The sequence below is a fragment of the Colwellia sp. MB3u-41 genome (assembly GCF_014076845.1).
Lineage (GTDB): Bacteria > Pseudomonadota > Gammaproteobacteria > Enterobacterales > Alteromonadaceae > Colwellia_A.
Map to the genome: position 1 here is coordinate 20,300 of NZ_JACGUT010000003.1, position 24,580 is coordinate 44,879.

Annotated in this window: 17 protein-coding genes; 11 read left to right on the plus strand and 6 right to left on the minus strand. The window is 38.1% G+C overall.

Annotated features, from left to right (window positions below; translation table 11 throughout):
- The first annotated feature begins 35 nt into the window (after nt 1-35).
- The 4 genes from H4J73_RS00115 to rpoS all read left to right on the plus strand — a co-directional run bounded on the left by H4J73_RS00115 (nt 36) and on the right by rpoS (nt 3,290).
- Complete coding sequence (locus H4J73_RS00115) at nt 36-671, plus strand: protein-L-isoaspartate(D-aspartate) O-methyltransferase (protein ID WP_182181682.1); 636 nt, start codon at nt 36-38, stop codon at nt 669-671.
- Between the two features lie 140 nt (nt 672-811).
- Nucleotides 812-1,390: a YqaA family protein gene (locus H4J73_RS00120; protein WP_182181656.1), complete on the plus strand. Its 579-nt coding sequence runs from the start codon at nt 812-814 to the stop codon at nt 1,388-1,390.
- Between the two features lie 29 nt (nt 1,391-1,419).
- On the plus strand, nt 1,420-2,280 hold the full coding sequence (locus tag H4J73_RS00125; RefSeq protein ID WP_259366752.1) for a peptidoglycan DD-metalloendopeptidase family protein: 861 nt from the start codon (nt 1,420-1,422) through the stop codon (nt 2,278-2,280).
- An 86-nt stretch (nt 2,281-2,366) separates the two neighbouring features.
- Complete coding sequence (gene rpoS, locus H4J73_RS00130; protein ID WP_182181655.1) at nt 2,367-3,290, plus strand: RNA polymerase sigma factor RpoS; 924 nt, start codon at nt 2,367-2,369, stop codon at nt 3,288-3,290.
- A gap of 63 nt (nt 3,291-3,353) precedes the next feature.
- On the opposite strand, the gene mutS is transcribed toward rpoS, so the two are convergent.
- On the minus strand, nt 3,354-5,933 hold the full coding sequence (gene mutS / locus H4J73_RS00135) for a DNA mismatch repair protein MutS (RefSeq protein ID WP_182181680.1): 2,580 nt from the start codon (nt 5,931-5,933) through the stop codon (nt 3,354-3,356).
- 337 nt (nt 5,934-6,270) lie between these two features.
- Between mutS and recA the strand changes: the two genes are divergently transcribed.
- Nucleotides 6,271-7,308 (plus strand): recombinase RecA, encoded by a 1,038-nt coding sequence (recA, locus tag H4J73_RS00140; RefSeq protein ID WP_182181654.1) that lies wholly within the window; start codon nt 6,271-6,273, stop codon nt 7,306-7,308.
- Nucleotides 7,309-7,429: 121 nt separating this feature from the next.
- Here the strand turns inward: recA and H4J73_RS00145 are convergent, their stop codons facing one another.
- Nucleotides 7,430-8,224 (minus strand): class I SAM-dependent methyltransferase, encoded by a 795-nt coding sequence (locus tag H4J73_RS00145; RefSeq protein WP_182223136.1) that lies wholly within the window; start codon nt 8,222-8,224, stop codon nt 7,430-7,432.
- Nucleotides 8,225-8,536: 312 nt separating this feature from the next.
- Here H4J73_RS00145 and metA point away from each other — a divergent pair, with 312 nt between their 5' ends.
- A complete protein-coding gene (gene metA / locus H4J73_RS00150) occupies nt 8,537-9,484 on the plus strand; it encodes a homoserine O-succinyltransferase (protein WP_182181652.1) in 948 nt (315 codons plus the stop codon).
- Nucleotides 9,485-9,543: 59 nt separating this feature from the next.
- A complete protein-coding gene (gene metH / locus H4J73_RS00155) occupies nt 9,544-13,242 on the plus strand; it encodes a methionine synthase (RefSeq protein ID WP_182181651.1) in 3,699 nt (1,232 codons plus the stop codon).
- 121 nt (nt 13,243-13,363) lie between these two features.
- Here the strand turns inward: metH and H4J73_RS00160 are convergent, their stop codons facing one another.
- Nucleotides 13,364-14,494 carry a HupE/UreJ family protein gene (locus H4J73_RS00160; protein WP_182181650.1) on the minus strand — a complete coding sequence of 377 codons (1,131 nt, stop codon included), beginning with the start codon at nt 14,492-14,494 and terminating at the stop codon, nt 13,364-13,366.
- A gap of 221 nt (nt 14,495-14,715) precedes the next feature.
- Here H4J73_RS00160 and dinB point away from each other — a divergent pair, with 221 nt between their 5' ends.
- Nucleotides 14,716-15,777, plus strand: coding sequence for a DNA polymerase IV (gene dinB, locus H4J73_RS00165; protein WP_182223135.1), 1,062 nt, complete (start codon nt 14,716-14,718; stop codon nt 15,775-15,777).
- Nucleotides 15,778-15,849: 72 nt separating this feature from the next.
- Here the strand turns inward: dinB and H4J73_RS00170 are convergent, their stop codons facing one another.
- From H4J73_RS00170 to rpsT, 3 genes are all read right to left on the minus strand, one after another.
- Nucleotides 15,850-16,344 carry a peroxiredoxin gene (locus H4J73_RS00170; protein WP_182181621.1) on the minus strand — a complete coding sequence of 165 codons (495 nt, stop codon included), beginning with the start codon at nt 16,342-16,344 and terminating at the stop codon, nt 15,850-15,852.
- 156 nt (nt 16,345-16,500) lie between these two features.
- Nucleotides 16,501-18,153 carry a dipeptidyl-peptidase 3 family protein gene (locus H4J73_RS00175; RefSeq protein WP_182181620.1) on the minus strand — a complete coding sequence of 551 codons (1,653 nt, stop codon included), beginning with the start codon at nt 18,151-18,153 and terminating at the stop codon, nt 16,501-16,503.
- Between the two features lie 207 nt (nt 18,154-18,360).
- Nucleotides 18,361-18,621 carry a 30S ribosomal protein S20 gene (gene rpsT / locus H4J73_RS00180; RefSeq protein ID WP_182181619.1) on the minus strand — a complete coding sequence of 87 codons (261 nt, stop codon included), beginning with the start codon at nt 18,619-18,621 and terminating at the stop codon, nt 18,361-18,363.
- Nucleotides 18,622-18,931: 310 nt separating this feature from the next.
- Between rpsT and murJ the strand changes: the two genes are divergently transcribed.
- From murJ to ileS, 3 genes are all read left to right on the plus strand, one after another.
- Nucleotides 18,932-20,527, plus strand: coding sequence for a murein biosynthesis integral membrane protein MurJ (murJ, locus tag H4J73_RS00185; RefSeq protein ID WP_182181618.1), 1,596 nt, complete (start codon nt 18,932-18,934; stop codon nt 20,525-20,527).
- Nucleotides 20,528-20,644: 117 nt separating this feature from the next.
- Nucleotides 20,645-21,571: a bifunctional riboflavin kinase/FAD synthetase gene (gene ribF / locus H4J73_RS00190; RefSeq protein ID WP_182181617.1), complete on the plus strand. Its 927-nt coding sequence runs from the start codon at nt 20,645-20,647 to the stop codon at nt 21,569-21,571.
- Nucleotides 21,572-21,686: 115 nt separating this feature from the next.
- The gene (gene ileS / locus H4J73_RS00195; protein WP_182181616.1) at nt 21,687-24,524 is read left to right on the plus strand and encodes an isoleucine--tRNA ligase; all 2,838 of its coding nucleotides are present in this window, start codon (nt 21,687-21,689) and stop codon (nt 24,522-24,524) included.
- The last annotated feature ends 56 nt before the right edge of the window (nt 24,525-24,580 follow it).

Genomic DNA, 24,580 nt, shown 5'->3' on the forward strand with positions numbered 1-24,580 from the left:
AGCACGTTATGAATGTAAAGGTAGGGAGCCGTTTCATCGGTAAATCACGTCGTAGTGGCGAAATATTGGCGCAGAAATTATATACCGAAGGAATACGTGATCAGCGAGTATTACATGCCATTGCTCAATCACCGCGTCATCTTTTTGTTCCAGAAATATTGGCACATAAAGCTTACGATAATACTGCGCTGCCCATTGGACAAGGGCAAACTATTTCTCAGCCCTATATCGTTGCGAAAATGTCGGAATTATTATTAGCTGACGGTGTGCCTGAAAGTATTTTAGAAATAGGTACAGGGTCAGGTTACCAAACGTCAATTCTTACGCAGTTGGTGCCTAAAGTTTTTTCGGTAGAACGTATCAAATCATTGCAATGGCAGGCAAAGCGTCGCCTACAGTCAATAGACTTAAACAACGTTTCAATGAAGCATGGCGATGGTTGGAAAGGTTGGAGTAGTAAATCTCCTTTTCAAGCCATTATCGTTACTGCAGCGCCAACAGAAGTCCCTAAAGCATTATTAGAACAATTAGCTGAAGGGGGACGCTTAGTTATTCCCGTAGGATCAGAGACACAAATACTAAAAGTCATTACTCGTCACGGTGACGAATATAAAGAACAGCAAGTTGAGATGGTTAAATTTGTGCCGCTTGTTCCTGGCGCGTTAATTTAATTGTTGTCTGTAAAGAAGACAAAATTTAACTGTTTTTTAAATGATGAAACCTGAATGATACCCATAGCTTTGCTGCGCCTTCGTAAAACAAGCTAGGCAAGGTTATATCCTCTTTATTATTGTACAAAAGGTATGATTAATTGAAAATTTTTTCAAAGATGTATGAATGGACACTTCGTTTTGCTGAGCATAAATTTGCGCCAAGAATGCTGGCACTATTAACGTTTGCTGAATCTATATTCTTTCCTATCCCCCCTGACGTGCTGCTTGCGCCAATGGTCTTAGCTAAACCGAATAAAGCATGGTCATACGCAACGTTAACGACGGTTGCTTCTATTTTGGGGGGCTCGGTTGGTTATTTACTTGGTTATTATATGTTTGAACCTTGGATACAACCGGCAATTACCGCTCTGGGAAAACAAGAGGCCTTTGATGCTGTGGTGTTATGGTTTGTGCAGTGGGGTGTTTGGGTGGTTTTTATTGCGGGCTTCTCACCGATCCCTTATAAATTATTTACCGTGAGTGCCGGTTTCTTACAAATGGCCTTTCTACCTTTTTTAATCGCTTCTGCGATTGGCCGTGGCATGAGGTTTTTCTTGGTTGCAGGCGTTATTCGTTGGGGCGGCGCAGCAATGGAACAAAAGATAAGGCAATGGGTAGATTTACTGGGTTGGATCATTGTTGGACTTATCATCGTTGCTTATTTTTTATTGCGGTAAATAAATATCGACAACATTAGGAATGCTTTTTGACTTTACATATTGAACACTATTTTTTTCTGCCCTATAAAAAGCTCACCTATGTCGCTTTTTTAGCGCTTAGTTTGTTCTTCGCGGGCTGTTCTTCGAACCATAAACCTGCACCTGTTGTTGATGTTCAAGGCTCCATCCCTTTAAGCAAACGTCTTAAAAGCAGCTTAAAGGGACGTGAATACATAGTCAAAAAAGGTGAAACTTTATATTCTATTGCGTGGCGTGCTAATGTTGATATTAATCGCTTGGCAATGTTCAATAACCTAGCGTCACCTTACAGAATATTTCCTGGACAAAAATTATTTCTAGTCAAAAATTCTGCTCAAGCCAGTAATCATATAGCTCGCGTTGAAAAGCAAAAAAATAAGAAACCAATAAGGGTAAAAAAACCTGTTGCATCAAATAAAAAGCAGGCGTATGGTAAAAACGTAAGAGAGCAAAAAGTAAACAACAAAACCTCTGCAAATGGCACAACATTTTCTCAAAAGATAAGGACTTGGTTGTGGCCTGCTAAAGGAAAAGTCATTGAAGGGTTTTCTACAGCAAAACAAGGTAATAAAGGAATAAATATCGCAGGTACACGCGGTGACTCGGTTAAATCAACAGCTAATGGCGTAGTCGTTTATGCCGGTGATGCTTTACGAGGATATGGACGGTTAATTATTGTTAAACATAATGATGATTACCTTAGTGCTTATGCTCATAATGAGAGTATCTTAGTTAAAGAACAGCAGTTGATAAAAGCGGGTCAAGTTATCGCTAAAATGGGTGATACAGACGCTGAAAGAGTTATGCTTCATTTTGAAGTTCGCTTTCGCGGAAAATCAGTTAATCCAATGAAGTATCTGTCGAAATAATAAATAATAATAATAATAATAAATTGGAGTTCGTGTGAATACTTAATCAGTGATAGTAGACTTTGCAGCATATCGGGAGATACAGCATGGGTATAGAAAAAGAATTAGTAAATACTGTTGTAGATAAAAATGAGTCAACTAAAGCATCATCTAAAGATAGAGAAGATGCTCCATCAAATTTAGATGCTACTCAGTTGTATTTAAGTGAAATTGGTTTTTCTCCGCTACTTAGCGCAGAAGAAGAAGTCTATTTTTCTCGCCTTGCTCTTAAAGGTGACGAGCCCTCTAGAAAACGCATGATCGAAAGTAACTTGCGTTTAGTTGTTAAAATTTCCCGTCGCTATAACAATCGTGGTTTGCCATTACTCGACTTAATTGAAGAAGGTAATTTAGGTTTGATCCGCGCCGTAGAAAAATTCGACCCAGAACGTGGCTTCCGTTTTTCAACTTATGCAACATGGTGGATACGTCAAACGATTGAACGTGCCATTATGAATCAAACCCGCACTATCCGTTTACCTATCCATGTCGTAAAAGAACTCAATATTTATTTACGCACCTCGCGTGAATTGGTCCAAAAACTTGACCATGAACCTACCGCAGAAGATATTGCTGAACAGCTTGATGTCCCGGTGGCTAATGTTACTAAAATGCTACGTTTGAATGAGCGTATGACATCGGTTGATTCACCTTTTGGTGGTGAAAACGACAAAGTATTATTAGACGTTATTCCTGATGACAAGAGTGGCGGCCCAGAAGGCAGCCTACAAACTACAGATATTAAAAATAACATTATTCATTGGCTAAATGAATTGAACTCTAAGCAACGTGAAGTACTTGCTCGTCGTTTTGGTTTGTTAGGCTACGAGGCGGCAACATTAGAAGACGTTGGCGTAGAAATTGGTTTGACACGTGAACGTGTTCGCCAAATTCAAGTTGAAGCACTTAAGCGTTTACGGGATATATTGAGCCAACAAGATTTATCAATAGAAGCCTTGTTCCAAGCTTAATTAACTGATTGAGTCTATAAAAAAACCAGCATTTGCTGGTTTTTTTATGCCAACCATAAGCGGTTAAATTTTACTTTTAAACTCAAACAATAAATCTAATGCTTGTTTAGGGGTTAAATCATTGACATCAATTGATGATAAGGACTCAAGTATGGGGTGAGTATTTTCAATAAATGAAAGTTGCTCAAAAGGTTGCTGTTCAACATTGATAATAGAAGGCGTCTGTTGTTTTTCAAGTTCAGCCAAGCGTTGTTTTGCTCGTTGAATAACCGGCTTAGGCACACCAGCTAATTGTGCTACTTGTAAGCCAAAGCTTTTGCTTGCAGCACCTTCTTGAACCCTATGCATAAAGACAATGGTATCACCATGTTCAACCGCATCTAAATGTACATTAACCAGTGTCGGTATTTGCTCGGCTAAAAGTGTTAATTCAAAATAGTGGCTGGCAAACAAAGTAAAAGCTTTGGTTTTAATCGCCAGCATTTCAGCGCACGCCCAAGCAAGAGATAAACCATCATAAGTACTGGTACCTCGACCTATTTCATCCAATAACACTAAACTTTTTTCTGTCGCATTATGCAAGATATTAGCGGTTTCTGTCATCTCAACCATAAAAGTTGATCGGCCACTGGCTAGATCATCAGACGCACCAATACGGGTAAATATACGATCAACCATACTAATACTTGCTGAATCTGCCGGTACATAACAACCAATATGAGCCAATAAAACAATGAGTGCCGTTTGCCGCATATAGGTTGATTTACCGCCCATGTTAGGGCCAGTAATTATCAGCATTTTACGTTCGGTATTTAACGTTACTGGATTGGCAATAAAGGGTTCGCTTGTCATTAACTCGACAACAGGGTGGCGACCCGCGCTAATTTCAATACCGTTATTTTTTGTTAAATTGGGTTGTACGTAATTCAAGCTCTCGGCACGTTCAGCAAAAGTATTCAAGACATCTAACTCGGCAATTGCTTGTGCAAGTAACTGCAGCTTTTCTAAATCGGGTAAGACTAAATCGAACAGTTCATCATATAAACGTTTTTCCAATGCGAGAAATTTACTTTGGGCACTGAGTACTCTCTCTTCGTGTTGTTTTAGTTCATTGGTAATAAAACGTTCGTTATTTTTTAAGGTTTGTCGACGAATATAATCATCAGGTACATCGTTCGCGGCAGTACGACTCATTTCAATAAAGAAGCCATGAACCCTGTTATAACCTACTTTTAAGGAACTAATACCCGTACGTTCTTTTTCACGCGCTTCGAGTTGGGCAAGAAATTCAGTAGCACCATCACTTAAGTCACGTAACACATCAAGTTCTTCATGATAGCCTTTGGCAATAACACCACCATCACGGATAAGAACGGGTGGGTTTTCAACTAAAGCATGTTGTAATAAGTCGTGTAAGTTGGGTATCGGAAAACTTTGTGACGCTAATTCAGTGATATGTGCTTGCTGACAAGCGTGTAAATGTTGCTGAAGTTCAGGCAATTGACTTAAGGCATTACGTAAACGAGCAAAATCTCTTGGACGCGCAGAGCGTAAGGCAATGCGAGAAACAATACGCTCAATATCACCAAAAGATTTAAGTTGGCTAAATAATTCAGACGTTAAATCTTGTGACAATAGTTCACTAATTGCATTTTGACGTGCGGTTAATATGTTTAAATCACGTAAAGGAAAATGTAACCAACGCTTCAGTAATCTAGAACCCATTGGTGTCGCTGACTTGTCTAATACCGATGCGAGGGTATTTTCAAAGCCACCCTGTAAGTTTTGCGTGAGTTCTAAATTACGACGAGTTGCCGCATCTAAAATGACACCAGAAGCAGAAGACTCACAAATAATGGCTCGAATGTGAGGAAGCGCACTGCGTTGACATTCTTTTACATATTGGAATAAGCAACCAGCGGCCATTAAGCCTAATGATTTATCATCAACACCAAAGCCAGAAAGTTCTTTAGTGCCAAATTGTGTATTGAGTAAATTAATGGCCGTGTCTAAATCAAATTCCCATTCAGATCTTCTTCTTAACCCTTGATAGCCTTTTAGTAACTCTGGCGCTGAGAACGACTCACTGTAGAGGAGTTCAGCAGGAGATAAACGCTGTAATTCAGCTTGTAACTGCTCGATGGTGCTTGGCTCGGTCAGTACAAAGCGGCCACTGGTCATATCAAGATAAGACAGTCCAAAGCGTTGCGATGACTTATTATTGCCTTCACTTACCGCAACAATTAGGTTGTCATGCTTATCAAGTAATAATGCTTCATCACTCACTGTGCCTGGGGTAATAACTCTAACAACTTTACGTTCAACAGGACCTTTACTGGTTGCTGGGTCACCAATTTGTTCACAAATGGCAACAGATTCACCCAGTTGTACTAATTTTGCTAGATAATTCTCCACCGCATGATAGGGAACGCCTGCCATTGGTATAGCATTGCCACCTGTCTTGCCGCGAGCGGTTAATGAAATATCGAGCAAATCAGATGCTTTTTTCGCATCATCAAAAAATAATTCGTAAAAGTCACCCATGCGATAAAAAATTAAAATATGAGGGAACTCAGCTTTAATGGTTAAGTACTGGCGCATCATAGGGGTGTGTGAGGATAAGTCTAAGTTTGCTGTCGTCATTTCTATGCGGTAACTCATAAGTTCAATGAAAGAGTAAGGTCACAATTATGTCATAACTGGCAAATTTAGACTCTATTTATTTAACTAAAGTTTTTACTGAATACGATAAGATTTATGAAAGGATTTTACAGTGATAATATAAATAGTAACTTTTTGGTGAGTAATGATTAAAAGTTATTAATGTTCGTTATGTTTTTGTTTATCAATGACTTAAAAGTCAACTCGTTTTGTTTTTGATAATATAATTAAAATAGTTGTAAAAAAGCTTGATACTGTACGGTCATACAGTATACTTGCTTCATCAAAACGAAATCTTAGCAACATCGGCGGAACAAACATGAAAGATGATAAAGAAAAAGCATTAGCAGCAGCATTAAGTCAAATTGAAAGACAATTTGGTAAAGGCTCAATTATGAAACTTGGTGATAATAACACCATGGATGTTGAAACCATTTCTACAGGTTCATTAGCGCTTGATGTTGCACTCGGTGCGGGTGGTTTGCCACTTGGGCGTGTTGTTGAAATTTATGGTCCTGAATCAAGTGGTAAAACAACCTTAACACTTGAAGTTATTGCTGAAGCTCAGCGTAACGGTAAAGTGTGTGCCTTTGTTGATGCTGAACATGCACTTGACCCTATTTATGCTGAAAAGTTAGGTGTTAACATCAACGAATTACTTGTTTCTCAGCCTGATACTGGTGAGCAAGCATTGGAAATTTGTGACATGCTAACGCGTTCAGGTGCTATAGACGTTATTGTTGTCGATTCTGTTGCTGCACTTACACCCAAAGCAGAAATTGAAGGCGATATGGGCGACTCACACATGGGTTTACAAGCCCGTATGCTTTCACAAGCAATGCGTAAGTTAACGGGTAACTTGAAAAAATCAAATACCATGATTATTTTCATTAACCAAATTCGTATGAAAATTGGTGTAATGTTTGGTTCTCCTGAAACCACAACGGGTGGTAATGCACTTAAGTTTTATGCTTCTGTTCGTTTAGATATTCGACGTATCGGTGCTGTAAAAGCAGGCGACGAAATTATTGGTAATGAAACCCGCGTAAAAGTGGTTAAAAACAAAATAGCGCCTCCTTTTAAACAAGCTGAATTTCAAATTTTATATGGGGAAGGGATTAACAGCTTAGGTGAATTAATTGACCTAGGTGTTCAGCATAATATGGTTGAAAAAGCGGGTTCTTGGTACAGTTACAATGGCGATCGTATTGGCCAAGGTAAAGCAAACGCTTCTAAATCGTTAGCAGAAAAACCTGAAATGGCAAAAGAGCTTGATAAACGTTTACGTGAATTACTGTTAGTTAAAAGCGTAAGAGCGGGTGATAAATTACCTAAAGAAGAAGCGGTTACCGAATAAGCTGTTATTAGTCATCTATATCTTAATAAGCCATCGCATTTGCGGTGGCTTATTATATCTGAAGAATGTAAATTTGATTATTATAATCAATTAATAGTCGCTATTCATTTACAATGAAGCGTTAGCGCTTTATTGCCACAACCGTAATATATTTAATAAGACCTTTTTCGTATTTATCTAATTTAACTTCAGCAATTTCTGACATTAAAGCCGCAATTGTCTTGGGCAGTGTTGTTTTAAAGTCTACTTTATCTAATCGACAAGCATTAATGACGTTTTCGGTCATATCTTCAGCATATAAAATATCCATGCCAGGAATTAAATTCTGTTTAAAAGCTAAAAAATCATCATAAAGCTTCTCATCCGGGAAAAATATATCGGTATAGAGAAAGAAGCCTCCAGGTTTAAGTTTATCACTAACTTGGCGATAAAATTGATTGATATTTGAGTAACAATGCGATGATTCAACATTAAAGATAATATCAATACTGTTGTCTTCAATATTTAAGGCACATGCGTCGCCCTCTATATAGTGCAGGCCTTCTATTTTGTGAGTGTTAGCACAAAAAGTTACTTGATTTTTATTTAGGTCAACGCCTGTTGCTTGTTTTGGATTATAATATTTTTTAACAAAAGCTAAGCCACCGCCACGTCCACTTCCTATTTCTAAAATCGATTTATCGGTTAGGACTTCGCTTAAACCAAGCTTGAATGCTTGAATTAGCATGTTGTTGTAAAGCGATATTTGATGTTTCCATTTTTTATCAATGTCATCTAATAAAATTTCACATGGAGCGAAGCCATGATTCATAAAAATAAGCGCTTCTTCATCTTGTATATCTTTTAATATACTGTCATAAGTTTTAATGACGTCATTATTATGTCGTTCTACCGGGGAAAGTACTTTTATAGTCAAGGGTAAAATCTGCCATGTTTTCTTCAGAGTTTTGATATTACCGCAATCTAATAAAAAATAACACTTCAAGATGTTACTCATAAATAAATACAGATAGGTTATTATACATTAACAATCTGCTTACTTTCAATGCCAAAGCAATGAGTTACTTATTTAATGAAATAAAACGTTATAGACGTCTATACGTTTAGATGTTGACATAGCTATAAATACACGTACCATCAAATACTCATATTTATATAAAAGTTAATACGTGAAATTAGAGAACAAAGTGTTCATGCTTGTTTGACATTATTTGATTAGGTAAACGCTATGCCCATTAAAATTCCAGATTTATTACCTGCTTTGTCTATTTTAGGTGAAGAAAATATTTTTGTAATGTCTGAGCGTAGAGCGGCAAGTCAAGAAATTCGCCCAATGAAAGTCGCTATTCTCAATCTAATGCCTAATAAAATTGAAACAGAAGTTCAAATATTACGGGTATTGTCTAATACACCTTTACAAATAAATGTTGATTTTGTACGTATTCACGCCAATGAATCCAAACATACGCCGAAAGAGCACTTAGATAATTTTTACCGTCTCTTTGATGACATTAAGAATACGCAATACGATGGCTTAATTATAACCGGTGCACCATTGGCGTTAATGGAATACGAAAAAGTAACTTTCTGGGATAAAATTTGTGAAATATTTGATTGGGCTGAAGAAAATGTCACCTCAACAATGTTTTCTTGTTGGGCTGCTCATGCCGCTCTATATCATCACTATGGATTACGACGACATTTAAGAAAAGAAAAATTATCCGGTGTTTTTAAACATAGCCCCATCGACCAAAAAGAACAGCTTACCCGCGGCTTTGAAGAATTTTTTAATGTCCCACACTCACGATTTGGATATATTGATAAATCTGATTACCTCTCAATTCCTGAATTAAAGATTATTGCTGAATCTCCTCAAGCAGGGGTTTACGTGGTCGCGAGCAAAAATAAACAGCAGGTCTATTTAACCGGTCATCCAGAATATGACTCAACCACACTAGATGAAGAGTTTCAACGTGACCTTAAAGCCGATATTAACGCAGTTATGCCCAATAATTACTATATTAATGATGACATAACAAAAGTGCCACACAGTTCATGGCGTAGTCATGCCAGTTTGTTATTTACTAATTGGTTAAACTATTATGTCTATCAGATCACACCGTACAAGCTAGACGCAACAAATATTAAAGCAATACACCCAGATGCAGAAATATAAACAGTGTCGGATATATTTAGCCATTAAATTAAGTTTGAAAGTAAAAGTAGAGAAATCGTATGAAAAAATCAGCATCATTTAGTCGTCTTGAGCAACAAATACAAAAAAGAATTCTTATTTTAGATGGTGCTATGGGGACGATGATCCAAGCCTATAAATTTGAAGAACAAGATTATCGAGGTGAACAATTTGCTGATTGGCATCTTGATGTCAAAGGCAATAATGACATGTTAGTGCTAACCCAGCCCGAGGTAATTAAAGCTATTCACTATGAATACCTTGAAGCGGGTGCTGATATTCTTGAAACGAATACTTTTAATGCCACGACGATTGCGATGGCAGATTACGATATGCAGTCTTACAGTGCGGCAATCAATTTAGCGGCGGCACAAATAGCCCGTGCTGCAGCGGATGAATTTACCGCTAAAAACCCTGATAAGCCTCGGTTTGTTGCCGGCGTTTTAGGGCCAACGAATAGAACATGTTCTATTTCTCCCGATGTTAACGATCCTGCTTATCGTAATGTGACTTTTGATCAATTAAAAGATGCCTACATAGAATCAACGAAAGCACTGATTGAAGGTGGCTCAGATATTATTCTTATTGAGACTATCTTTGATACCTTAAATGCTAAAGCGGCTATTTTTGCGGTTGAAACTGTTTTTGATGAATTGCAGTTACGTTTACCTGTAATGGTCTCGGGTACCATTACTGATGCCTCAGGCAGAACACTGTCTGGGCAAACCACCGAAGCTTTTTATAATTCATTGCGCCATGCGAAACCTATTTCATTTGGTTTGAACTGTGCATTAGGTCCGGTTGAACTAAGACAGTATGTGGCAGAATTGAGTCGAATATCAGATTTTGCTGTTTCAGCTCATCCTAATGCAGGCTTGCCTAATGCCTTTGGTGAATACGATTTCAGCGTCGAAGATATGAATGTTCATGTCAATGAGTGGGCTGAATCGGGATTCCTTAACATTATTGGCGGTTGTTGTGGTACAACGCCGGCGCATATAAAAGGTATGGCCGATGCGGTTGCCAATGTAAAACCTAGGAAGATCACCGCAAGGAAAATTGCTTGTCGTTTGTCTGGGCTTGAAGCGTTAACCCTAGATGAAACTTCATTGTTTGTTAATGTTGGTGAACGAACCAATGTTACGGGCTCTGCTGTATTTAAGCGCTTAATTACCGAAGAAAATTACGAACAAGCGGTCGCAGTTGCCCTACAACAAGTCGCCAATGGCGCGCAAATTATAGATATAAATATGGATGAAGGCATGCTTGATTCAAAAGCGGCGATGATCCGTTATTTGAATTTAATCGCCGGTGAACCTGATATCGCGAAAGTGCCGATTATGCTTGATTCTTCTAAATGGGATATTTTAGAAGAAGGCTTGAAATGTATTCAGGGTAAAGGGGTTGTTAACTCAATCAGCTTGAAAGAAGGCGAAGAAAACTTCCGTAAACAAGCTGAACTTTTACGCCGTTATGGTGCGGCTGTTATTGTTATGGCCTTCGATGAGCAAGGTCAAGCAGATACACGGGTACGTAAGTATGAAATATGTAAACGTGCTTATGAAATCTTAGTCAATGAAATAGGTTTTCCTGCAGAAGACATTATCTTTGATCCGAATATTTTTGCGGTAGCCACTGGTATTGAAGAGCATAATAACTATGCGGTAGATTTTATTGAAGCGGTTGCGGATATAAAAGAAAACCTGCCTCATGCGATGATTTCTGGTGGTGTTTCTAACGTGTCATTTTCATTTCGTGGTAATAACCCAGTACGTGAAGCGATTCATGCGGTGTTTTTATATCACGCAATAAAAAATGGTATGGACATGGGCATTGTAAATGCAGGTCAGTTAGCTATTTATTCAGATATTCCTGACGATCTCCGCCTTGCTGTTGAAGATGTTATACAAAATAGTGATGACGACGCAACAGAACGCTTACTTGATGTGGCTGAATCTTATCGCGGGCAAGCGGGAAGCAAAAATAATAAGGCTGATTTAACGTGGCGTGAGCTACCGATTAAAGAGCGTTTAGAATACTCTTTGGTTAAAGGCATTAATGAATTTATTGTCGAAGATACTGAAGCAGCAAGGCTAGTGGCTGAACGACCTCTTGATGTTATTGAAGGACCATTAATGGATGGTATGAATATCGTTGGCGATTTATTTGGCGCAGGCGAAATGTTTCTGCCACAAGTGGTAAAATCAGCCCGAGTGATGAAACAAGCTGTTGCTCATTTAAATCCATTTATCGAAGCTGAAAAAACTGAAATAAAATCAAACGGTAAAATTTTACTGGCAACGGTAAAAGGTGATGTCCACGATATTGGTAAAAATATAGTCGGAGTTGTTTTACAATGTAACAACTACGAAATTATTGATTTAGGTGTCATGGTTTCTTGTGATGATATCTTGCGCGTGGCGAAAGCCGAAAAGGTCGATGTGGTTGGATTATCAGGTTTGATAACACCGTCACTTGATGAAATGGTGCATGTTGCTAAAGAAATGAAACGTCTTAATTTTGACTTGCCATTACTCATTGGTGGCGCGACAACATCAAAAGCTCATACTGCCGTTAAAATAGAACAACAATATCAACATCCGGTGATATATGTACCTAATGCGTCGCGTTCAGTTTCAGTCGTTAGTACCTTACTTTCAGATGATAGTGATAAACGTGCGGCATTTTTAGCGCGTCAAGACGATGAATATGTGCGGGTGCGAGAGCGTCATTATAAAAAAGGACCACGTTCAAGCTTAATATCACTAGAAGATGCACGCGCCAATGCTGCGCCAATAAGTTTTGAAAACTATACCCCTAAAATACCCAATAAACTTGGTGTTACGGTACTTGATGATCTTGATTTAAATGTCATTCGAAACTACATCGATTGGACGCCATTTTTCATGACTTGGCAGTTATCAGGCAAATATCCGCTTATTTTACGACACGAAGTGGTCGGCGAAGAGGCAACTAATCTATTTAATGATGCTAATGCTTTATTAGACGATATTATTAACAGTAAAAAGTTAACCGCAAAAGCGGTTTTTGGTCTGTTTCCTGCTCATCGTCAACAAGATGATTTAATTTTATTTGCAGATGAAAACCGAGATAAGCAATTGATGAAATTACATCAATTACGTCAACAAAGTAAAAAGCCAGCAGGGCAGTTTAACCGTTGTTTGGCTGATTATATCGCCGATAAAACGTCGGGTATTAAAGATTATGTTGGTGCTTTCGCGGTATCTGCAGGTTATGGTTGTGATGACCTAGTGAAGGAGTTCGCCGCTCAACATGATGACTACAATAGTATTTTAGTTAAAGCGGTTGCCGACCGATTAGCAGAAGCGAGTGCTGAATATCTCCATGAAAAAATTCGCAAAGAATACTGGGGATATGCCCCACAAGAGTCGCTTGCTAATGACGATTTAATTCGCGAAAAATATCAAGGTATTAGACCTGCGCCCGGTTATCCTGCCTGTCCAGAGCATACTGAAAAAGGTTTGTTGTGGGAACTACTCAATGTTGAAGAAAACATCGGCATGGAGCTCACCTCAAGTTTTGCCATGTGGCCTGGAGCCGCGGTTAGTGGTTGGTACTTTGCTCACCCAGAATCAAAATACTTTGCGGTCGCTAAAGTCGCTAAAGACCAAGTGATTAATTATGCTACTCGCAAAGGGATGACATTGCCACAAGCAGAGCGTTGGCTGTCAGCTAACTTGGATTATGAACCTGAGTAATTAATAGAGCCATTATCATTTAGTTTATACGGCAACGGCCTTAAATCTCTGTAAAGTAGCTTTAAGGCCGTTGTTCATTTGACTACTGAATGTTAAACGACGAGATGACCTGTGTTGCGTATTAAAAGGTTCTTTCAATAAACCAATAAATAGCGATAACGGCAATAAGCGCACTTAACGGTATCACCACGTATTGTCTATATTGAGGTTTTTTAGCAAACCAGCGCGTCGCTAATAAAGCCAAGGCAACGACCGTTATTTGACCCAACTCAACGCCAATATTAAATGAAATTAAGCTACTGACATACTCACTCTTGGGTAAGCCCAGTTCAACAAGTACTGCTGCAAAACCTAAACCGTGCAGTAAACCAAAAGCAAAGATAATGGATAAGCGCCACTTTGTCAGTTTGTGATAAAAAATATTCTCAATAGCCACGTAAGCAATTGATAAGGCAATAAGCGGCTCTACAATGCTGCTAGGTAGGTTGATAATACCAAATATACCTAAAGCTAGCGTAATGGTATGGGCAAGAGTAAAGGCACTTACCTGCCAGAGCAGTGTTGATGTCTTCGTGGCTAATAAAAATAGCGCGAGCACAAAAAGAATATGATCAAGCCCTTGCGGCAGAATATGTACAAACCCCTGATAGATATACTCAACAATATTAAGCAGCTTAATTTCGGCTGTTGAAAGTTTACGTACGCCACCCTTGATATCATCAATAGAAAAGTGATGGCTGTTCTGGCCGGATAGCACTAAAGATTTCTCTGAACGGCTGACTGTTAATAAGACATCCCCTAAGATGGGCGAAAATATCAAGGCTGCGTTGTTACTTTTTTGTGGCAATTGACCCTGCGACAATAGCTTAATGGTTTTAGTCGGTGAGTTAGCGCGGAGTCTTGCTTTTAATTCAAATACCGTTAGCCCTGAAAAAGGGGCAACAAGCACACTTTCTTCATCAATAATAAAAGCGCTTTGTTGATTTATTATTTGCAATATTTTTGAGAGTAATTGCTTTGTTTCAATTAAAGAGAGGTTTTTTAGATGATTAATTAAATCTGTCTCATCTACTGATGATTTTTGATGACTTTTAATGACATGTAAAACATCAATATCGATACTAAGTTGGTAGTTATTCTCTACAAGTAATTTAAGCTCTGCTTGGTTAACTTCATTGGTGTGAGCATTCACTAGTGCAGGTGATAAAAGTAGTAATAGGGCAAAAGTTGTTTGTAAAAGGCGCGTAATCATAAAAGTAATATCAGCTAGTCATTGATAAAAAATAAAGCGACAAATTAACGTATTTAGCATGAAATTAACAGTGGTCAAATTATTATTTCAGTATTGAACTATTAACTTAAAAGCTTATACTGTATTTACATACAGTTTGGGTTGCCCATAGCGATAATACGCTATATTTTTTCACAACGAAATAAGGGACTTTTGATAAACATGATTACTATAATTAAAACATGACTCAAAGCCGAAAAATAATACATATAGATATGGACTGTTTCTATGCAGCGGTTGAAATGCGAGACAATGAGTCTTTACGTAATGTGCCACTTGCGGTCGGTGGTACAGGGCCCCGAAGCGTCTTATGTACGTGTAATTACCAAGCAAGAAAATTTGGTGTTCGCTCTGCAATGCCAGCAATTAAGGCGATGCAACTTTGCCCTGAGCTAGTTATTGTTTCAGGCAGAATGGCTGTTTACCAAGAAGTTTCTGCACAAATAAGGGCGATATTTCAACGTTACACTCAGTTGATTGAACCATTGTCGCTTGATGAAGCCTTTCTAGATGTTACCGGTAACAAAGCGTTTAACGGCAGTGCGACGCTCATTGCGGAGCAAATACGTCGTGATATTTTTAATGAACTCAACCTAACCGCCTCGGCAGGTGTTGCCCCTAATAAATTTATCGCTAAAATTGCCAGTGATGAAAACAAACCTAATGGTCAATGTGTTGTTACGCCCGCAGACGTTAGTGGTTTCGTTGAAAATTTACCGTTGAAAAAAATCCCGGGTATTGGCCCTAAAACCGCACAAAAGTTATTGGGTTACGGCTTTTCGTCATGTGCAGATATACGAGCAAGTGCTGTCGCCGTATTAACACCTATTGTCGGCAAGTTTGCGCCTGCATTGTATCAACGTAGTTTTGGTATTGATCATCGCCAATTAGAAACCGACAGAGTAAGAAAATCATTAGCGATAGAAACCACTTTTTCTCAAGACTTGTCTTGTGAAAAAGAGTGCGAAAGTGCCGTTGAACTTCTATACCAGAAGCTTTTATTACGGTTAGAAAAGCATCAGCACATGATGATAAGCAAACAAGGTGTAAAGCTTAAGTTTAATGATTTTACGCAAACGACAGTAGAACAGCAGAGCCAGCGTTGTGATGAAAGCACATTTAAGCAACTACTCGTTAAAGCGCTTTTACGCAGTCAATCTAGGGGGATTCGTTTAATTGGCTTAACGTTAGGTTTTGCTCATCATGATGTGAAAGAAATAAAACAACTGTCTCTGAGTTGGTAAGTAATAGATAAAATAGTGAATGTAGCTTAAGTAAGTGCTTACTTGCTACGCATCGATTTTTTATTTTTCTGCTTATTTTTTTTTGATTATTTCTTTAATCGCTAATTCTAACCGTGGATCGGTACTATTTGAACTGGTTGATTTGAAAACAACTTGTCCACTTCGATTGATAAAAAATGTTGTTGGTGTACCTTTTACGTCATATAACTTGGCAACTTTTTCACCTTCAACACCGGTAATAAATTGATAACCTCGTTGAGTAATCGAGTCTTGTGGTTTTGCTCCTTCATCTTCACTAAAACTAATAGCAACAATCTCAATGCCGGTATTTTTATACTTTTCAGTTAGCTCAACTAATTTAGGCTGCAATTTTTTACAATAAGGGCACCATGTCGCCCAAAAGTGCAAAATCACTGGTTTTCCCTGATAGTCAGCTAAAGAAATACTTGTACCCGCTTGAGTTAATAGTATCCAAGTGGGTGCTTTGGCACTTATGTCGTCATTTGCTTGAGCATTAAAAGTAAACAAGCTGATCAGTATAATAAAAATCGATAAAGCTGTTTTCATGAATAAACCTTTCGTATTAAATGATGAGTTATCTTAATAACTTTTTATTAGACCGCTATAAGTTGAAATACTTTTCAATTTTTATTAAAAAAAAGCCTATCGCAATGGATAGGCTTTACGAGATTTTAGCGTCAATCAAGGATTAACTTAAAAGTATTATAAACCTAAAACTTTTTTACCTTGCTTAAACGTAATATCAACTGGAATATTAGCGGCTTCAATGCGAGCTAAGTCTTCGGCTAAATTAGCTTTTATAACACCACTTTTTGCAACAAGTGCTGCAACACTGTCATAATCGCCATTACCTTGTAAGGTTAAAATTAATTCAGATAACGAATCAATAGCTGCTGTCATTTTATCTATATTGACAGAATATAAACCTTCTGCGTTACGGGTAAATGCCTCTTGTTCGGCGAAATAATTAAAGCGTACCATATTTGCTTTACCATGAGCAGACGACGCGCCAAAGCGTACTGAACGGAAAATACCCGCTAAGAAGGTTGTGTAATAATCTTGCAAAGTGCCTTCTTCAATGACGCCTTTAATCAATAATTGACGGATCATATAAAGGCCAAGAATATCAGCTTTACCTTCTTCTAATGCTGAGGCGAGTTCCTTTAATGATTCTCTTACCGTACCTTTATTATTAATGGTGTTTTTAATACCTAAACCGTGAGCAACTTCATGAAACATAGTATTAGCAAAGAAAGCGGTGAATGTTACATTTTCTCGCTGTTCAGGCACAATGAGCGTGCTTGCTATAGGGAGCATGATAGTATCAAATTTAGCCTGCATCGCATTTTTAAGCTGTAAACGACGCGTTCCTTTCTCTAATTGCACTACTTCGTCATTGGGCAGATTAATTGCAATTGTTTTGCTACCCGCATTCGAATGCCCTGCATAGTAAATAACGTCGTAGGCATTTAAGTCTGCATCTGAGCCCGGAATTTCTTTCTTATATGCTTTCTTAACAGGTAAGCCTTTTTGCAACTCTGGTAAATACTCAGCATATTTAGCGAGCTTTGCACTCCAAGCCAAATCTTTAATCAACACATAAGATTCAAAAGCTGTTCTCGAGCCATGCAGTAGATCTTCATAGGTTTCAATGGGGCCAATAACGACATCGATTGGATTGTTTTTCATATCCATCCAAGCAAAATCAGAGGCTTGAAAGTCATCATGACGCATAGCAGTGGCACGTAAATTTAAGTAATGTGCAAACTCTTTGTCATCAGCAAGGCTTGATGCTTTTTCTAAAATAGCGGCAATGCGATTAATACTGTCGCTATAGAGTTCGGAATATGCAACAGAGGTTAACTGACCATCACTGTTGCGTTGGACCACTGAATATAAGCCGTCTTTATCTTCAAAGTCTGTTTTCTCAAATTCTTCTTTAGTTAAATCACTTGGATAAAATTCTGCACCAAGTGCTTTTGCCTCATACCCAGAAAGAAAAGGTTTGTCGCCGTCTAATCTATCCCATGGACCATAATTGATACGGGCGAATTCACGAGCTTTTTCATCTTCGATACTCGCAAGGAAAGTCTCTTTGTCTTCACCAAAGGCCTGTTGCCAGAAAAGTTCATCAATAATATCTGAAGCTTCAATCAGTAGAACAATCATTTGTTTTTGGTTTTCAGACAGGTGACTTAAGTCAGCACTAAGCGTTACCGTTTTATAAATGTCTAAGCGACTTTGTGCTTCTACTAATAAAGTAGGAGCAGGATTTTGCGTATTATTATTTTCACTACAAGCGCTTAAAAGGCTAGTGGCAAGCAAAAGGCCAGTAGCTAATTTTGTTAGTTTCATTTTTTATTCTCACGTTGTTTTGTATATTCATGATGTAATTATTATATATAACGAGGAGAGGTTAACAAAAATGGCAAGATGCGCAAGATTTTACTGATTAGAAATTTGATAAGACTTAAAGATCATGTTTTATTTTAGAAGGGAGAAAGCTAAATTAACGGCAAAAAAAAACCAGCATAAGCTGGTTTTTAAATTCAATAACAAAAATTAAAGCGCTTTAATTGCAGCGTTTAAACGACTCTTACTACGAGCGGCTTTATTTTTGTGAATAAGACCTTTGCTTGCAAAACGATCTAAAATCGGTTGTGCAACAGCAAATTCTTTAGATGCTGTGTCTTTGTCACCAGCTTCAATTGCAGCGAGTACTTTTTTAAATAACGTGCGCATCATCGAACGACGACTTGCATTATGTTGACGGCGTTTTTCTGATTGAACCGCGCGTTTCTTCGCCTGCTTTGAATTAGCCAAGGTGAACTCCTAAAATATGATTGTATATATAGCCTAAATTTAAGGCGAGGAAATATGCCTTTTTTTAGCTCGATTGTCAAACCTTTTACCGGTTTAATTTACTTAATAACGATGGATTTACCATTATATAATAATTATCATTATTGGTTACTAAATAATGCAGGTATTTTACCTGTTATTTTCGGGATTTTAAATAGATTAAAAACTTCTTTGCATTTACTTGTTTATAACCAGTAAAAAGCTGCATAATATTAATGAGAAATTACATCTTGCAAAATCATTGTTTTCATCAATTTATTGGAGCTATTCGTTGAGTAAAAAGTTAATAAAATCAGGTCTGATAGTGAGTTTTATGACTTTGGTTTCTCGTGTGCTCGGTTTGGTTCGAGATGTTGTTATCGCCAATATTATTGGTGCGGGCTTGGCATCAGATGTTTTTTTCTTTGCTAACAAAATCCCCAGTTTTTTCAGGCGATTGTTTGCTGAAGGGGCCTTTGCACAAGCTTTTGTCCCCGTGTTGAGTGAATATCATACGAAAGACGAGCAAGCCAGTATTGGTGTTAGTGAAGGCGAAACACGAAAACTCATTGGGCAAGTTTCAGGTACTTTAGGGGTCATCATTACCTTAGTGACACTATTTGGTATGGTTGCCTCACCACTTTTTGTTATATTGTTTGGCTATGGCTGGTTTGTTGACTGGCTTAACGATGGCCCTAAAGCACAGCAGTTTGAATTAGCATCTACCTTACTTAAAATTACTTTTCCCTATTTATGGTTTGTTAGTTTTACGGCCCTTGCTGGCGCGGTGTTAAATACCTTTGGCAAATTTGCTGTTTCGTCATTCACTCCCGTATTACTCAATGTTTGTATTATTGGTTGTGCAATCTATCTATCACCATTTTTTGAAAATCCTGCTTATGCATTAGCTTGGGGTGTTTTTTTGGGTGGTTTAGCTCAGTTTTTATTTCAAATTCCATTTTTGATTAAAGCGGGGGTCTTTGTTAAGCCAAAATGGGCATGGCATGAGCCAGGCGTAACAAAAATACGCAAGCTTATTGTACCTGCCTTATTCGGTGTCTCGGTGACACAAATTAATTTACTGCTTGATACTGTCATCGCGACTATTTTAGTAACAGGCTCTATCAGTTGGCTTTATTATGCCGACCGATTATTAGAATTTCCGTTGGGATTATTTGGTATTGGTATTGCGACAGTCATTCTTCCAAGTTTGGCAAAACTTCATACTAAGAAAAATAACCAAGAGTTTAGCGATACGATTACTTGGGGATTAAAAATTGTTTCGCTATTTGGTTGGCCTGCACTTGCTGGCTTAATGGTGTTAGCTCAGCCTATTATTATGATTTTATTTATGCGTGGTGAGTTTTTAGAAGCAACGGTATTAAAGGTGTCTTATGCCTTGTTTGCTTACCTTTCTGGATTAATAAGCTTTATGTTTATTAAGATATTAGCGCCCGCCTATTATGCCCGACAAGATACAAAAACGCCGGTAAAAATAGGTATTAAAGCAATGGTTGCTAATATGGTTTTCAACTTGATGTTGGCACCTTTTTTTGGTTATGTGGGTTTAGCGATAGCTACGGCGATGTCGGCAACCTTAAATGCGCTGATGCTTTATCATGGCTTGAAAAAGAACAATGTTTTTGAACTGTCGAAAGCCAGTTGGTGGTTTTTTGCTCGACTTGTTTTCTCCGCGGGCATAATGGCTGGAGTGCTTTATGGGTTGTCGCCACCGTTTAAAGGGTGGTTAGCCATGAGTACCGCTATGCAAATTCAACAATTACTTATTTGTATTTCTTTGGGTATGCTGAGTTACTTTATTTCTATTGCTGCATTAGGAATACGAGTGAAAGATTTCAAAGTTCAAGCAGACGTAAAAATAAATTGATGAAATTGCGTTCAAGTGCTGATTCTTAAGCTTGAGTAATATATAATTTATCGGTTTATATTCTTCAATGGCGACACTTGCAAAGTAATGTAAGTTAAATTTAGGTTTTTTAATTAAATGCAGTTAATACGCGGTATCCACAATATTCAAGCTGAAGATCATGGCTGTGTGTTAACCATAGGTAATTTTGATGGTGTTCACTTGGGACATGCTCGTGTGATAAAAGCCTTAATTGAAAAAGCCAAAGCATTGAACTGTTCACCTGCAGTGATGATCTTTGAGCCACAGCCGCAAGAATTATTTTCTCCTAATACGGCGCCTGCAAGACTGACACGTTTGCGAGATAAATATTTTTTATTAAAAAATTTGGGTGTTCAACGCTTAATTTGTGTGAACTTTCATCGAGAATTTGCCCGCAAAAGCGCGTCAGAATTTATAGAGCAATTATTAGTAAAACAATTAGGTATTAAACATTTAATTATTGGTGATGATTTTCGTTTTGGCAAGAACCGTCTTGGTGATTTTAGTTTACTTAAGCAGGCAGGTGAAAAATTTGATTTTACTGTTTCTGATACCGCAAGTTTTAAGCTTGAAGACAGTCGGATTAGCAGTACTAAAATACGTAAGGCCCTCGAAAATAATGAGTTAGCCGATGTAGAAGAAATGCTGGGTCGTGCTTATTCCATCATAGGTCGTGTTTTTCATGGTGATAAGCGTGGTCGGCAGTTGGGGTTTCCAACAGCGAATGTGCTACTTAAAAGACGAGTTTCGCCCATTTCAGGTGTATTTGTTGTAAAAGTTAATACGGTTGAAGATTGTTTTTATGGTGTGGCTAATATAGGTTCAAGGCCTACAGTTGCAGGTATAAGACAACAATTAGAAGTACATATCTTTAACTTTAATAAAGATATATACGGTCAAACTATTGAAGTGGTTATGCTGAAAAAACTAAGAAATGAAATAAAGTTTTCATCACTAGATGAATTAACAATGCAAATATCACAAGACAGCGAACAGGCAAAGGCCTTTGTTCAAAACTTGTAAATAAACAGATACGTGAGTTAATAATAAAATTAATATGTAACCGATGTTGATTTTATTATTAACTTATCAGAAGCTAACCACCAGTTAGCGAATATAACAACGGATAATGATTTAAATGAGTGATTACAAACAAACCCTAAACTTGCCAGCTACTTCTTTCGCGATGAAAGGTAATATGGCAAACCGTGAACCAAACATGCTAAAAGAGTGGGCTGAGAAAGACTTGTATGGCCAAATTCGTGAAGCTAAAAAGGGTAAAAAGTCATTTATTTTGCATGACGGCCCTCCGTATGCAAATGGTGATATTCATTTAGGTCACTCAGTTAATAAAATTCTTAAAGATATTATTGTTAAATCAAAAACATTATCTGATTTCAATGCGCCATTTGTTCCAGGTTGGGATTGTCATGGCTTACCAATTGAATTAATGGTTGAGAAAAAAATTGGCAAGCCGGGGCATAAAGTCTCAGCGAGTGTTTTTCGTGAAAAATGTCGTGAATATGCAGCCAAGCAAGTTATTGGACAGTGTGAAGATTTCAAACGTTTAGGTATTTTTGCTGATTGGGAAAAACCTTATCTGACTATGGATTTTGGCACTGAAGCTAATATCATTCGTGCTTTAGGAAAAATTGCTGAAAATGGCCATTTACATCAAGGATTCAAACCTGTTCATTGGTGTACAGATTGTGGTTCTTCTTTAGCTGAAGCTGAAGTTGAGTATAAAGATAAACAGTCTCCTGCGATTGATGTGAAATTTACTGTTGTTGATCAAAGCGTTGCAGACAAGTTTGATCATCCAGAAGGTCATCAAGGTGAAGGTAACGTTTCAGTTGTTATCTGGACAACAACTCCTTGGACATTACCGGCTAACCGCGCAGTTTCGGTAAATGCTGATGTTGAATATACGTTAGTACAATGTGAAACAGAGCAAGGTAAAGAACGTTTTATCATTGCGTCTGACTTAGTCACAAGTTGTATGGACCGTTTCGGAATTGATAAATACCATGCGTTAGGTTTTTGTAAAGGTAGCGATTTAGACTTAGTGCAACTAAAACATCCTTTTTATGATTTTACTGTGCCAATGATTCTAGGTGAACACGTTACTACCGACTCTGGTACAGGTTGTGTTCATACAGCGCCGGGTCACGGTGTTGAAGATTTCGTGGTGGGTAAAATATACAACCTTGAAGTGGCAAATCCTGTTGGTGCGAATGGTGTTTATTTAGAAGATACGCCATTGTTTGCTGGTCAACATGTTTTTAAAGCCAATGCGAATGTCGTTGAAACATTGAAAGAACATGGCACTTTAGTACACCACCATGCAATAGAGCATTCTTATCCGCATTGCTGGCGCCACAAAACACCCTTAATTTTTCGTGCTACACCACAATGGTTTATTAGCATGGACAAAAAAGGTTTACGTCAAGATTCATTAAACGAAATTGAAAAAACCCAATGGATCCCTGATTGGGGCCAACGCCGTATTGAATTGATGGTTGAAGGTCGTCCTGATTGGTGTATTTCACGCCAACGTACGTGGGGCGTGCCAATGGCATTATTTATACATCAAGATTCAGGTGCTTTGCATCCACGTAGCATTGAGTTAATTGAAACAGTTGCTAAACGTGTTGAAGAAAAAGGCATTCAAGCGTGGTTTGATTTAGACGCTGCTGAACTTATTGGCGATGACGCAAAAGAATATATAAAAGTACCTGATACCTTAGATGTATGGTTTGACTCAGGCACTACGCATTACTCTGTTGTTAATGCACGTGAAGAGTTTGATGGTGTTGCAGATTTATATCTTGAAGGTTCAGATCAACATCGTGGTTGGTTTATGTCGTCAATGATTTCATCGGTAGCGATGAACGGTAAAGCACCTTATAAACAAGTACTAACTCATGGTTTTACCGTAGATACGAACGGCCATAAAATGTCTAAATCTTTAGGCAATGTTATCACCCCAAAAGAAATTACCAGTAAGTTAGGGGCTGATATTTTACGTTTATGGGTAGCTTCAGTTAACTATACGCAAGAAATAACCGTCTCTGACGAAATTTTTAAACGCCAAGCCGATGCTTACCGACGTATTCGTAATACTTCGCGCTTTTTATTATCAAACCTTAATGGTTTTGATCCAAAAATAGATTCAGTTGCTTTTGATGATATGGTCGCTCTTGATCGTTGGGCTGTTGATAAAGCCGCACAGTTGCAAGCAGAAATTGTTAGCGCTTATGACGAATATGAATTCAATGTAGTTGTTCATAAACTGATGAACTTCTGTACTACCGAGTTAGGTGGATTCTATTTAGATATTATTAAAGACCGCCAGTACACCGCGAAAGACGACAGTACGGCTCGTCGTTCATGTCAAACAGCCATGTACTTAATTGCTGAAGCGATGACGCGTTGGATGGCACCTGTTTTATCTTTTACTGCACAAGAAATTTGGCAGGCGCTACCGACACCATCTGGTGAAACACGTGATGAATTCGTTTTTACGGGTGTTTGGTTTAATGGCTTGCCTAAAGCAGAAACAAGTAATGCATTAAACAATGATTACTGGAATGAAATTTTACTGGTGCGCACTGAAGTAAACAAAGCCTTAGAGAATGCCCGTAAAGAAAAGCAAGTAGGTAAAGCACTTGAAGCATCAGTTACTTTATATACTACCGCTGAGTTAGCTGAAAAATTACAGCAGTTAGGCGAAGAACTTCGTTTTGTTCTGATCACCTCTAAAGCGACGGTTGAAGTGGTTGAAAGCGCTCCAGAGGGTGTCTTAGCAACTGAGATTGAAGGTTTATGGTTAACTGTTGCTCCAGCAGAGGGGACTAAATGTGAACGTTGCTGGCATGTTACTGAAGACATAGGACAAGATGAAAAGCATCCTGAACTTTGCGGACGTTGTATAACTAACGTAGAGGGTGAGGGCGAGATACGCCAATTCGCCTAAATGTTTCCAAATATCTTTGTTACTTCACTCAATAGCGGCACCGAAAGTACTCGCCT

Coding starts and splice junctions, on each gene's coding strand:
- rpoS (WP_182181655.1), top strand. CDS start 2,367: ATGGGTATAGAAAAAGAATTAGTAAATACTGTTGTAGATAAAAATGAG.
- mutS (WP_182181680.1), bottom strand. CDS start 5,933: ATGACGACAGCAAACTTAGACTTATCCTCACACACCCCTATGATGCGC.
- recA (WP_182181654.1), top strand. CDS start 6,271: ATGAAAGATGATAAAGAAAAAGCATTAGCAGCAGCATTAAGTCAAATT.
- metA (WP_182181652.1), top strand. CDS start 8,537: ATGCCCATTAAAATTCCAGATTTATTACCTGCTTTGTCTATTTTAGGT.
- metH (WP_182181651.1), top strand. CDS start 9,544: ATGAAAAAATCAGCATCATTTAGTCGTCTTGAGCAACAAATACAAAAA.
- H4J73_RS00160 (WP_182181650.1), bottom strand. CDS start 14,494: ATGATTACGCGCCTTTTACAAACAACTTTTGCCCTATTACTACTTTTA.
- dinB (WP_182223135.1), top strand. CDS start 14,716: ATGACTCAAAGCCGAAAAATAATACATATAGATATGGACTGTTTCTAT.
- H4J73_RS00170 (WP_182181621.1), bottom strand. CDS start 16,344: ATGAAAACAGCTTTATCGATTTTTATTATACTGATCAGCTTGTTTACT.
- H4J73_RS00175 (WP_182181620.1), bottom strand. CDS start 18,153: ATGAAACTAACAAAATTAGCTACTGGCCTTTTGCTTGCCACTAGCCTT.
- ribF (WP_182181617.1), top strand. CDS start 20,645: ATGCAGTTAATACGCGGTATCCACAATATTCAAGCTGAAGATCATGGC.
- ileS (WP_182181616.1), top strand. CDS start 21,687: ATGAGTGATTACAAACAAACCCTAAACTTGCCAGCTACTTCTTTCGCG.